We start from the raw sequence: 12,022 nt of genomic DNA on the forward strand, positions 1-12,022 counted from the left end.
TACAGTGAGAAACGCATTACCTGTAGGAGCGAGCCTGCTCGCGAAGAGATCTGTCAGGCAACAAAGAACTCAGGTGAACTCAAAGGTATCGGCATCCAGATTCGCCGGAAACCGCGCCCGATAAGCCGCCAATTCGGCCGCATCGAGCACTACCTTGAACACCCCGTCCGCCTCGCCGGCACTGAGCAGCGTCTCGCCCTGGAAGTCCAGGACCTGGCTGTCGCCGGTATAGGCGAAGCCCTTGCCGTCGGTGCCAACACGGTTTACCGCGGCGACATAACACAGGTTTTCGATGGCCCGCGCCGGCAACAGCCGGTTCCAGTGCAAGCGACGTGCACCCGGCCAGTTGGCGGTGTACAGCAACAAATCGGTGTCTTGGGGATCACGGCTCCACACCGGGAAACGCAGGTCGTAGCAAATCAGCGGACGCACCCGCCAGCCCTTGAGCTCGAACTGCACCTGGCGCTCGCCGGGGGTGTAGTGGTTGTGCTCGCCGGCCATGCGGAACAAGTGGCGCTTGTCGTAATGCCACACTTCGCCATCGGGACGTGCCCACAACAAGCGATTACGGTGACTGCCATCCGCCGCCTGAACGATCACGCTGCCGGTGATCACCGCATCCAGCTTGGCGGCCTGAGCCCGCAACCATTTACTGGTTGGGCCGTTTTCTGTCTCGGCAAGGGTTTCAGACTCCATGGAAAAGCCGGTGGTGAACATCTCCGGCAGGATCACCAGGTCGGCGCCACGGGCCTGCTCCAGCAGTTGTTCGAAATGCTCGAGATTGGCCTGGCGGTCGTGCCAGGCCAACGTGGTCTGGATCAATGCCACGGTAAGTTTGGGCAAGCTGCTCAGATCGCGCATAGTTTCACCGCTGCTTCACGCAGGGTCTCCTCTCGCTTGGCGAAGCACAGGCGCACCAGGCGCTGACCCTCAGGCGGCGTCTGGTAGAACACGGAAATCGGGATACTGGCTACGCCATGCTCGCGGGTCATCCACAGGGCCATCTCGACATCATTGAGGTCGGGACGGATCTGTGAGTAATCGACCAGCTGGAAGTAAGTGCCGGTTGACCGGGTAAAACTGAAGCGCGAAGGCGCCAGCAGATCGCAGAACAGATCGCGCTTGGCCTGGTAAAAACCGGGCAGTTCTTCAATGTGTTCCGGATGCTCGGCCATGAAATCGGCCAGGGCATATTGCAGCGGTGTCACCCCGCAAAAGTTCACGTACTGGTGCACCTTGCGCAGTTCCGCCGTGAGGGCCGGCGGTGCGACCACATAGCCGGTTTTCCAGCCGGTGACGTGGTACGTCTTGCCGAACGAGCTGACCACGAATGCACGCTGATACAGCTCCTCATGGGCCAGGACGCTGGCATGGGGCACACCGTCGTACACCAGGTGTTCGTAGACTTCGTCGCTGATCAGGTAGATATCGCGATCACGGATCAACGCCGCCAACCGGTCGAGTTCAGCACGGCTGATCAAGGCACCGCTGGGGTTGTGCGGGCTGTTGAGGATGATCATCCGTGTGCGCGGACTCAATGCCTGGGCCAGCTTGTCGAAGTCGATAGTGAAGTCGTCCAGGCCCAGCTGCACATGCACGCAACGCCCACCGGCCAACTCCACCGAGGGCTCGTAGCTGTCGTAGGCAGGGTCAAACACGATGACTTCGTCACCGCTGTGGATAACCGCCTGAATCGCACAGAAAATCGCCTCCGTGGCGCCGGGAGTCACGGTCACTTCAGTGTCCACGTCCACCTGAACGCCGTAACTGCGGGCGACCTTGAGGGCGATTTGCTCACGCAGCACCGGCAGCCCGGTCATGGGTGAATACTGGTTATGACCATTGGCAATATGCCGGCCGACCGCATCGCACAGTGCCTGGGGGGCCGCGAAATCGGGGAATCCCTGGGACAGATTGAGCGCGCCGGTCTGCGCCGCGAGTTGCGACATCTGCGTGAAAATGGTGATGCCGACATTCGGCAATTTGCTGGTGATCATCGACGAAACTCCGGGGTGAACAGCCAGTTTCAAGGGACAAGCTGCAAGCGGTCAAGCCACAAAACCGCGCCCACAAAAAAGGGCCCCGAACGGGACCCTTTTGCTTTTACTTGAAGCTTAAAGCTTGCCACTCATAGCTGCGTTTATCGCTTATCACGACGCTTCTTGTCGGCCTTCTTGTGGTGCGACATCAAACGACGCTTCTTGTTGACCTGCCGGTCGGTCAGCGAGTTCTTGTTCGCTTCGTACGGGTTCTCGCCGCCCTTGAACTCGATGCGGATCGGCGTACCGACCAGCTTCAGCACCCGGCGGTAAGTGTTCTCCAGGTACCGCACGTAGGAGTTCGGGACCTTCTCGATCTGGTTACCGTGGATCACGATCAGCGGCGGGTTGGCCCCACCCAGGTGCGCATAACGCAGCTTGATCCGGCGGTTGTTGACCATCGGTGGCGCGTGCTCGCTGACCGCGTCTTCGAGAATCTGGGTCAGGCGGTTGGTCGGCCAGCGGGTGATCGCCGACTTGAACGAGTTCTGTACCGACTGATACAGGTTACCCACGCCAGTGCCGTGCAGGGCCGAGATGAAGTGGATGTCGGCGAAGTCGACGAAGAACAACCGGCGCTCCAGCTCGACCTTCACGTAATCACGCTCGGACGGGGTCATGCCGTCCCACTTGTTCAGCGCGATAACGATGGCGCGACCGGCTTCCAGGGCAAAGCCCAGCAGGTTCAGGTCGTGGTCTACCACGCCTTCGCGGGCATCCATCACGAAGATCACCACGTTGGCGTCCTTGATCGCCTGCAGGGTTTTGACCACCGAGAACTTTTCAACTTCCTCGTTGATCTTGCCGCGCTTGCGCACACCGGCGGTGTCGATCAGCGTGTACTTCTCGTCGTTACGCTCGAACGGGATGTAGATACTGTCGCGGGTGGTGCCTGGCTGATCGTAGACGATGACCCGGTCTTCACCGAGCATACGGTTGACCAGGGTCGACTTGCCGACGTTCGGGCGACCGATGATGGCGATCTTGATGCCATCTTTTTCGCTCGGGCCAGGAATCCGCACTGCTTCTTCGCCTTCGGCGACGTTGGCGTTCAGATCCTCTTCTTCGGTGTCACGCGGGAATTCGCCCAGGGCGGCTTCCAGCAACGTGTTGACACCGCGACCTTGCGCACCAGCCACACCGATGGCGTGGCCCATGCCCAGTGGGGCGAATTCGGCGCGGGCCATTTCAGGATCGATGTTGTCGATCTTGTTGGCCACCAGCAGGGAACGTTTGTTGCGCTTGCGCAAGTGCTCGGCAATCATCTGGTCGGCGGCGGTGAAGCCCGCCTTGGCGTCTACCAGGAACAGAACGACATCGGCTTCTTCGATGGCCAGCAGCGACTGCTCGGCCATCTTTTCGTCCATGCCGTGTTCGTCACCGGAAATACCACCGGTGTCGACCAGGATATAGGAGCGCCCTTGCCACTTTGCCTCACCGTATTGGCGATCACGGGTCAGACCGGAAAGGTCGCCGACAATAGCGTCGCGGCTTTTGGTCAGGCGGTTGAACATGGTGGACTTGCCGACGTTCGGTCGGCCCACCAGGGCGATTACGGGAACCATGCGGCTCTCCACTTCGATATTTCAGAAAATACAAAAGCCGCTGCATGGCAGCGGCTGGTGCTCGAGGGCTTCCCTGGACGCATTCCTGTAGGAGCGAGCTTGCTCGCTCCTACAGACAGGTGTAGCCGCCTGGGGTATTACCCCCAAGCATAGTCCTTACTTGATGGTCAGGGCTTCCAGTTTGCCGCTGTTGCCATACACATAAATCGTGTCACCCACCACCAGCGGACGGGCGCGCAGGCCATCGCTGTCGATGCGTTCACGGCCGACGAAACGGCCATCCACCTGACTCAACAGGTGCAGGTAACCTTCCAGGTCACCGACTGCTACATAGCTGGAGAACACTTCCGGCGCCGACAGTTGACGACGGGCCAGCGAGTCGTTGCTCCACAATGCCGTGGTGGAACGCTCGTCGACGCCTTCAACCGTGCCCGAAGACAGGCTCACGTAAACGTTGCCGAACCCCTGGGCGACACCGGCGTAGCTGGAAGCATCACGCTGCCACAGCTGACGACCGCTCTCCAGGTCCAGTGCCGCAACACGGCCCTGGTAGCTGGCGACGTACAGGGTGCCGCCCGACAGCAGCAGGCCGCCGTCGATATCGACCACGCGGTCCAGCTCCGAACGACCTTGCGGGATTGCCACGCGGGTTTCCCACACGGGCACACCGTTGCTGATGTTCAACGCCACGACCTTGCCCGTCGACAGACCGGCCAGCGCCAGGCGGTTGGTCACGATCGGCGCGCTGGTGCCGCGCAGGGTCAGAACGGCAGGCGTGCTGTCGTAGACCCAACGCTGGTCACCGGTGGAGGCATCCAGGCCGATCACGCGATCGTCCTGGGTCTGCACCACTACCACGTCACCGTTGTTTGCCGGTGGCGCCAGCACTTCGCTGGTCACTCGGGCGCGCCAGCGCTCATCACCGGAGTTGGCATCCAGGGCAACCACTTCGCCGCGCAGGGTGCCGACCATGACCAGCCCGTAACCCACGCCCACGGCGCCGGAAACTGGCAGTTCGAGGTCTTTCTTCCACTTGACGTCGCCATTGCCGCGATCCATGGCCACGACGATGCCGTTTACGTCGCCGGCATAGATGGTGTCGCCGTCGATCGCCGGCACCAGCATGTTGTAGGTTTCGCCCTGACCGTCACCGATCGAACGACTCCACTGCTTTTGCAGGACCACTTCTTCCTTGAAGTCGACCAGTTCGGCCGGTGGCAATTCTTTTTTGCTGTTGCTGCTGCAACCCGCGGCCAGAATGGCCAGGGCCAGCAATGCTGCATGTTTCCAACGAATCACGTCACGCATCCCCTTTGGCCAGGTCATCCAGCTTGATTTGCAGGCCGCCGACTGCCGCTTCATCCGACAGTGCCGCCTTGGCTTTTTCGTACGCTGCATGGGCTTCGTCGGTACGACCCAACTGCACCAGCAGGTCACCCTTGAGCTCTTCGCGCGTGGCCAGGAACGCCTTGTCGGCATCGCCTTCGAACAGCTTCAGGGCATCTTCAGGCTTGTTCTGCGCAGCCAGAACCTGAGCCAGACGCTGACGCGCCACTTCGCCCAGGGCCGGATTGGCCGGTTTGTCGGCAACCGCTTTCAGCTCAGTCGCTGCGTCGTCGAGCTTGCCGCTGTCAACCGCGACCTTGGCCACGAAAAGGCTGCCGTACTGGGCGTAGGCGCTGCCGCCGAACTCGCTGTTGAGCTTGTTCGCCAGGTCCGCTACACGGGCTGCGTCAGGCTTGCCGTCCGGGGTCAGGGTGGTTTCCAGCAGTTGCTGATAGAGCATCGAGGCGCCTTGCGACTGATTGCTCTGATACTTCTGGAACGCCTGCCAGCCGAACACGATGACCAGCGCCAACAGGCCGCCAGTGACCAGGGGTTTACCGTTGCGCGTCCACCAGTCCTTCAAATCCGCCAGCTGTTCATCTTCGGTACTCGACACCCCAATACTCCTTATTCGCTAAATCGGCTGTTTGACAGCTTCAACCCTGCACGACGCAGGTGGCCAGGTGAGCGGCAAGCGCGTCCCAGGCAATGCTTTGTTGTTCGCCCTGGCCACGCAGGGGTTTGAAACCTACCACTTGCTGGGCCATTTCGTCGTCACCCAGGATCAGTGCGTAGAGTGCACCGCTCTTGTCGGCTTTCTTGAACTGGCTCTTGAAGCTGCCACCGCCGGCATTCACTTGCAGGCGCAGGTTGGGCAACTGGTCACGCACCCGCTCGCTCAACGCCAGCCCGGCCAGCTCGGCCGCTTCGCCGAACGCGCACAGGTAGACATCGACCTGACGGGAGATTTCTTCCGGAATTTGCTCCAGGGTTTCCAGCAGCAGCACCAGACGCTCGATGCCCATGGCGAAACCGACGCCAGTGGTCGGCTTGCCGCCCATCTGCTCGACCAGGCCGTCGTAACGACCGCCCGCGCACACGGTGCCCTGGGCGCCGAGTTTGTCGGTGACCCATTCGAAAACGGTCTTGCTGTAGTAATCCAGCCCGCGCACCAGCTTCGGGTTGATCACATAAGGAATGCCCGCGGCATCCAGGCGCGCCTTGAGGCCTTCGAAGTGCGCGCGCGACTCGTCGTCGAGGTAGTCGGCCATCTTCGGCGCATCGACCAGGATCGCCTGGGTCTCGGCGTTCTTGGTGTCGAGCACGCGCAGCGGGTTGGTCTTCAGGCGGCGCTGGCTGTCTTCGTCGAGCTTGTCCAGGTGTTGCGAGAGGAACGCCACCAGCGCCTCACGGTAACGACCACGGGACTCGCTGGTGCCCAGGCTGTTGAGCTCGAGTTTCACCGCATCGCGGATGCCCAGCTCGCCCCACAGGCGCCAGGTCAGCACGATCAGCTCAGCGTCGATGTCCGGACCGTCGAGGTTGAACACTTCGACGCCGATCTGGTGGAACTGGCGATAACGGCCTTTCTGCGGACGCTCGTGGCGGAACATCGGGCCGATGTACCAGAGCTTCTGCACCTGGCCACCACCGGTGATGCCGTGCTCCAGCACCGCGCGTACACAGGCGGCAGTGCCTTCCGGACGCAGGGTCAGGGAATCGCCGTTGCGGTCGTCGAAGGTGTACATCTCTTTTTCGACGATGTCGGTCACTTCACCGATCGAACGCTTGAACAGCTCGGTGAACTCGACGATTGGCATGCGGATCTGCTTGTAACCGTAGTTATCCAGCAGACGCGAAACGGTGCCTTCGAAGTGACGCCACAGCGGGGTCTGATCGGGCAGGATGTCGTTCATGCCACGAATGGCTTGCAGAGACTTGCTCACAAAGATTCCTTAATTCGTTTGATCAGCCGCGGGCGATCAGCGCCGCTTCGGCTTCGACCTTTTCGGCCGCTTTCTGGCGAATCAGCCGTTCCAGCTCATCCACCAGATTGTCATTCGTCAACTTCTGCGACGGCTTGCCGTCGATGTAAATCAGGTTCGGCGTGCCGCCCGTCAGGCCAATGTGCGCCTCTTTGGCTTCACCCGGACCGTTGACCACGCAACCGATGACCGCGACATCCAGCGGCACCAGCAGGTCTTCAAGGCGCCCTTCCAGCTCGTTCATGGTCTTGACCACATCGAAGTTCTGCCGCGAGCAGCTCGGGCAGGCGATGAAGTTGATGCCACGGGAACGCAGGTGCAGGGACTTGAGGATGTCATAGCCGACTTTCACTTCCTCGACCGGGTCGGCCGCCAACGAGATGCGAATAGTATCGCCAATCCCTTCGGCGAGCAGCATACCGAGGCCCACGGCGGATTTCACCGTGCCCGAGCGCAAACCACCGGCTTCGGTGATACCCAGGTGCAGCGGCTGGACGATTTCCTTGGCCAGCAGGCGGTAGGCTTCGACGGCCATGAACACGTCGGAGGCCTTCACGCTGACCTTGAAGTCCTGGAAATTCAGGCGCTCAAGGTGCTCGACATGGCGCAAGGCCGATTCCACCAGCGCTGCCGGCGTCGGTTCGCCGTATTTCTTCTGCAGGTCTTTTTCCAGGGAACCGGCGTTCACGCCGATGCGGATCGGGATCCCGCGGTCACGTGCCGCGTCAACCACAGCGCGAACCCGGTCTTCGCGACCGATGTTGCCCGGGTTGATACGCAGGCAATCGACGCCCAGTTCGGCCACACGCAAAGCAATGCGGTAGTCGAAATGAATGTCGGCAACCAACGGCACCTTGACCAGTTGTTTGATCTTGCCGAAGGCTTCGGCCGCGTCCATGTCTGGAACGGAAACCCGCACGATATCGACGCCTGCCGCTTCCAGGCGGTTGATCTGCGCCACGGTGGCCGCGACGTCGTTGGTATCGCTGTTGGTCATGCTCTGCACGGCGATAGGCGCATCACCGCCCACCGGTACCGAACCGACCCAGATCTTGCGGGATTCGCGACGTTTGATTGGAGATTCGCCGTGCATGACTTATTGACCCAACTTCAGGCGAGCAGTCTCGCCACTGGTGAACGGAGCGATATCGACCGCCTGCCCGTTGTAGGAAACCTGAGCGCCACGGGCGAAGCCCAGGCGGACGGCGAACGGTGGCTTGCCGCTGACATCGACGCTGTCGCCTTTACGCTTCAGACCACTGAACAGCACTTTTCCGTTGCCGTCTGTCACCTGGGTCCAGCAATCGGCGACGAATTGAATATTCACCTGGCCAGAACCGGCGACCGGAGTCGATGGCGCAACCACTGTCGCAACCGGGGCTACGGGCGCGGGAACAGCAGGCGTCGCTGCGACCGGCGCCGGCGGAGCCACAGGTACGGCCGGCGCAGTCACTGCCGGCGCTGTAGCCGTCGCGGCAGGTGCCACTGGAGCCGCTTCTGCAGCCGGTGCAGTGCTGGTGCCTTCAGGCAGAGCCAACGGCGTCGCCGCCTCGGTTTGCGCCTCGACCACCGCTTGATCTTCCGGCTCGTCGAGCGGATGAATCTGCGTGGTGCCGTCGGCGCCCTCGACTTCAACGTGTTCCGGGTTCAGACCGATCAGGTCCTTGGTGCGCAAGGAGGTTTGATCCTGCCACCAGACAAAACCGCCGCCGACGACAGCAATCAGCAGCAACAGGCTGACGATGCGCAAAATGGTATGGGAAATACGGCTTGGCTCTTCGATACGCCCCAGGCTGTGCACGTTGCTGCCCTGGGCGTCGGTGCCGGTGTGCTGGTCGAACTGCTGGACCAGAACGGCCTGGTCCATGCCGAGCAATTTGGCATAGGCACGGATATAGCCGCGGGCAAAGGTATGCCCTGGCAGCTTGTCGAACGCGCCAGCTTCCAGATTGCCCAAGGAGATTGCGGTGAGATTGAGCTTTACTGCCACTTCTGCCAATGACCAGCCATTGCTTTCGCGACCCTGACGCAAGGTCTCACCGGGGTTCACGCGATTCGCTGCTACAACTTCGGGATGCGCCGCTTTCATCATTGCTCCGACAGGTATTGCTGATATTCCGGTGTACCGGGATAGAGTCGTGTTAATTGCAGGCCCAGACTGGCGGCCTTGTCGCGATCTTCGAACACACTGGCCAACCGCACGCCGAGCCATAGACTACGTGCATTTTGCTCGGCGAGCAGGCTAAAACGGTCGTAATAGTCACGCGCGGGCACATAATGCCTGTCTTCGAACGACAACTCAGCCATTTCCAGCAACGCTCGTGGCTGCTGGCGATTCAGGCGCAGGGCTTTTTCCAGGTGTTCTCTGGCCAGATCACGCTCGCCGAGCTTCATGGCCGTCATGCCCAGGCTTTCGAAAACCCGCGAACGTTCAGGGTAGAGACTGTCGGCAGCGGCTTGCTCAAAGCGCTCGTAGGCGTCCTTGTAGCGCTGCTGCTGATAGAGAAAGCTGCCGTAGTTGTTCAGGATCCGCGCATCGCCGGGACGCACCGCCAGTGCCTTGCGAAAATGCTGGTCGGCCAGCGCCGGTTCCATTTCCGCCTGGAACACCAGGCCCAGGGCAGCATTCGCATCGGCGTCCGCAGCATCGAGCTCCAGCGCTTTCTTGAGCGGTACCTTCGCTTGCTCGGTCATGCCCTTGTGCAGGTAGCCCATGCCCAATTGCACATAGGCGGCTCGCGCTTCGTCCCGTCCCTTGCCGGTCTGCAGCGGGTCGTTGCCGCCCGATGACACGCAGCCAGTCGCAAGGCTGGCCAACAGCAGGAGCAGCGCCACGCGCAGGGACATAGAGATCCTCTCTTAGTTACGGGTCGCAGCGTCTTGGGCCATATCGTTGTCGGCGCTCAATTCACGCACGGCGATATAACGTTCGCTACGACGGGTGCGATCCAGCACCTGCCCTACCAATTGACCACACGCGGCATCGATGTCTTCGCCGCGCGTAGTGCGCACGGTGACGTTGAAGCCGGCATGATGCAGTTGATCCTGGAAACGACGGATGGCGTTGTTGCTCGGCCGCTCGTAACCGGAATGCGGAAACGGGTTGAACGGGATCAGGTTGATCTTGCACGGTACGTTCTTGAGCAACTCGATCATTTCAACCGCGTGTTCAACTTTATCGTTGATGTCCTTGAGCAAGGTGTACTCGATGGTCAACACGCGTTTTTCGCCCAGGGACGACATGTAGCGCTGACACGATTCGAGCAGCATCTTAAGCGGATACTTCTTGTTGATCGGCACCAATTGGTTACGCAATGCGTCATTCGGTGCGTGCAGCGACAACGCCAGGGATACGTCGATGTGCTTGGACAGCTCATCGATCATCGGCACCACGCCTGAGGTCGACAGGGTCACACGGCGCTTGGAGATGCCGTAGCCCAGGTCGTCCATCATCAGGTGCATGGCGGCAACGACGTTGTCGAAGTTCAGCAGCGGCTCGCCCATGCCCATCATCACCACGTTGGTGATGGCACGTTCGGCGGTCGCCGGAATGCTGCCAAACGATTTGTTGGCAATCCACACCTGGCCGATGACTTCGGCGGCGGTGAGGTTGCTGTTGAATCCTTGCTTGCCGGTGGAGCAGAAACTGCAGTCCAGGGCACAGCCTGCCTGGGACGAAACGCACAAGGTGCCGCGTTTGCCCTGGGGAATGTAGACGGTCTCGACGCAGCTGCCGGACGCCACGCGCACCACCCACTTACGGGTGCCGTCGCTGGAAATGTCCTCGCTGACCACTTCGGGGCCGCGAACTTCGGCAATGGCCTTGAGCTTGTCGCGCAGGGCCTTGCTGACGTTCGTCATGGCGTCAAAATCATCGACGCCAAGGTGGTGAATCCATTTCATTACCTGACCGGCACGGAAACGCTTCTCCCCGATTGAGTCGAAGAATTTTTCCATTTCCTGTTGAGTCAGACCCAGCAGGTTGGTTTTTACAGTCGATGTAGTCATGGATTCACCTTCACTCTTAAGCCAATGCTTAGCGAGTGGTTACTTCAGTAGCTGCGAAGAAGTACGAGATTTCGCGAGCAGCAGCGGCTTCGGAGTCCGAACCGTGTACAGCGTTGGCGTCGATCGATTCAGCGAAGTCAGCACGGATGGTGCCGGCAGCTGCTTCTTTAGGGTTGGTAGCGCCCATCAGCTCACGGTTGCGAGCGATAGCGTTTTCGCCTTCCAGAACCTGAACAACGACTGGACCGGAGATCATGAAAGCAACCAGGTCACCGAAGAAACCGCGCTCTTTGTGCTCAGCGTAGAAGCCTTCAGCTTCAGCTTTGGACAGTTGCTTCATTTTCGAAGCAACAACTTTCAGGCCTGCTTTTTCGAAACGAGTAACGATTTCGCCAGCTGCGCCTTTTGCAACGGCGTCAGGCTTGATGATGGAGAAAGTGCGTTGAACAGCCATGATGTAACTCCAGAAACGGTAATGTGCGAAAAATTAAACCCGCGAATTATACGCGGGTTCTTGGGTATTGCCTAACCTGCGAGGACGATCAGTCGACTTCTTCAATCCAGAGCGCCTGGACCGCTTCCAACACCTTCTCGCCGACCCGGCCAGAAGTGTTGTCAAAGTCCGGCAGCTCCATGATCCATCGCTGCAGGTCGACGAAATTGACCGAAAGCGGATCTACATCCGGCTTGGCTTCAGCCAGTTCTTCTGCGATGCGTTGAACATCATTCCAACCGTAGCTCATGACAGTCTTACCAGTCAGTGCGGCGCTTCGGCCGCATGGTTAAGCGAATATTTCGGGATTTCGACGGTGATGTCTTCTTCACCGACGATGGCCTGACAGGCCAGGCGCGATTGCGCTTCCAGGCCCCAGGCTCGATCGAGGAAATCTTCCTCCAGCTCGTCCGCTTCTTCCAGCGAATCAAAGCCTTCGCGAACGATGCAGTGACAGGTGGTGCAGGCACACACGCCGCCACAGGCACTTTCCATCTCGATGTGGTGCTCATGGGCCAGTTCGAGGATGGAGATGCCAGGGGCCGCGTCGACAACCAGGCCTTCCGGGCAAAACTTCTCGTGGGGCAGAAAAATGACCTGCGGCAT

At 60.2% G+C, this 12,022-nt stretch carries 13 protein-coding genes; all 13 read right to left on the reverse strand.

The window, feature by feature from the left end:
• Positions 1-69 precede the first annotated feature (69 nt).
• Positions 70-861 (reverse strand): amidohydrolase, encoded by a 792-nt coding sequence (locus ACZYR5_RS03010; RefSeq protein ID WP_489087962.1) that lies wholly within the window; start codon positions 859-861, stop codon positions 70-72.
• Positions 849-1,997: a pyridoxal phosphate-dependent aminotransferase gene (locus tag ACZYR5_RS03015; protein WP_489087961.1), complete on the reverse strand. Its 1,149-nt coding sequence runs from the start codon at positions 1,995-1,997 to the stop codon at positions 849-851. Before ACZYR5_RS03015 ends, ACZYR5_RS03010 begins: the two co-directional genes overlap by 13 nt.
• 143 nt (positions 1,998-2,140) lie before the next feature.
• Entirely contained in the window at positions 2,141-3,604 is a 1,464-nt protein-coding gene (gene der / locus ACZYR5_RS03020) for a ribosome biogenesis GTPase Der (RefSeq protein WP_027619667.1), read from the reverse strand.
• Between the two features lie 156 nt (positions 3,605-3,760).
• On the reverse strand, positions 3,761-4,912 hold the full coding sequence (bamB, locus tag ACZYR5_RS03025) for an outer membrane protein assembly factor BamB (RefSeq protein ID WP_489087960.1): 1,152 nt from the start codon (positions 4,910-4,912) through the stop codon (positions 3,761-3,763).
• Positions 4,905-5,546, reverse strand: a complete 642-nt coding sequence (locus ACZYR5_RS03030; RefSeq protein ID WP_489087959.1) for a YfgM family protein — start codon at positions 5,544-5,546, stop codon at positions 4,905-4,907. The genes bamB and ACZYR5_RS03030 overlap by 8 nt, the downstream gene beginning before the upstream one ends.
• 40 nt (positions 5,547-5,586) lie before the next feature.
• Complete coding sequence (gene hisS / locus ACZYR5_RS03035; RefSeq protein ID WP_489087958.1) at positions 5,587-6,876, reverse strand: histidine--tRNA ligase; 1,290 nt, start codon at positions 6,874-6,876, stop codon at positions 5,587-5,589.
• 22 nt (positions 6,877-6,898) lie between these two features.
• Positions 6,899-8,008: a flavodoxin-dependent (E)-4-hydroxy-3-methylbut-2-enyl-diphosphate synthase gene (ispG, locus tag ACZYR5_RS03040; protein WP_489087957.1), complete on the reverse strand. Its 1,110-nt coding sequence runs from the start codon at positions 8,006-8,008 to the stop codon at positions 6,899-6,901.
• Positions 8,009-8,011: 3 nt separating this feature from the next.
• Positions 8,012-9,004: a RodZ domain-containing protein gene (locus ACZYR5_RS03045; RefSeq protein ID WP_489087956.1), complete on the reverse strand. Its 993-nt coding sequence runs from the start codon at positions 9,002-9,004 to the stop codon at positions 8,012-8,014.
• Positions 9,004-9,762, reverse strand: coding sequence for a type IV pilus biogenesis/stability protein PilW (gene pilW / locus ACZYR5_RS03050; protein ID WP_489087955.1), 759 nt, complete (start codon positions 9,760-9,762; stop codon positions 9,004-9,006). Before pilW ends, ACZYR5_RS03045 begins: the two co-directional genes overlap by 1 nt.
• A gap of 12 nt (positions 9,763-9,774) precedes the next feature.
• Positions 9,775-10,923, reverse strand: coding sequence for a dual-specificity RNA methyltransferase RlmN (gene rlmN / locus ACZYR5_RS03055; protein ID WP_027619660.1), 1,149 nt, complete (start codon positions 10,921-10,923; stop codon positions 9,775-9,777).
• Between the two features lie 28 nt (positions 10,924-10,951).
• Complete coding sequence (gene ndk / locus ACZYR5_RS03060) at positions 10,952-11,377, reverse strand: nucleoside-diphosphate kinase (RefSeq protein ID WP_003227894.1); 426 nt, start codon at positions 11,375-11,377, stop codon at positions 10,952-10,954.
• A gap of 88 nt (positions 11,378-11,465) precedes the next feature.
• Positions 11,466-11,666, reverse strand: coding sequence for a Fe-S cluster assembly protein IscX (gene iscX, locus ACZYR5_RS03065; RefSeq protein ID WP_027619659.1), 201 nt, complete (start codon positions 11,664-11,666; stop codon positions 11,466-11,468).
• Between the two features lie 14 nt (positions 11,667-11,680).
• Complete coding sequence (gene fdx, locus ACZYR5_RS03070; RefSeq protein WP_027619658.1) at positions 11,681-12,022, reverse strand: ISC system 2Fe-2S type ferredoxin; 342 nt, start codon at positions 12,020-12,022, stop codon at positions 11,681-11,683.

The organism is Pseudomonas sp. F007, assembly GCF_057814275.1.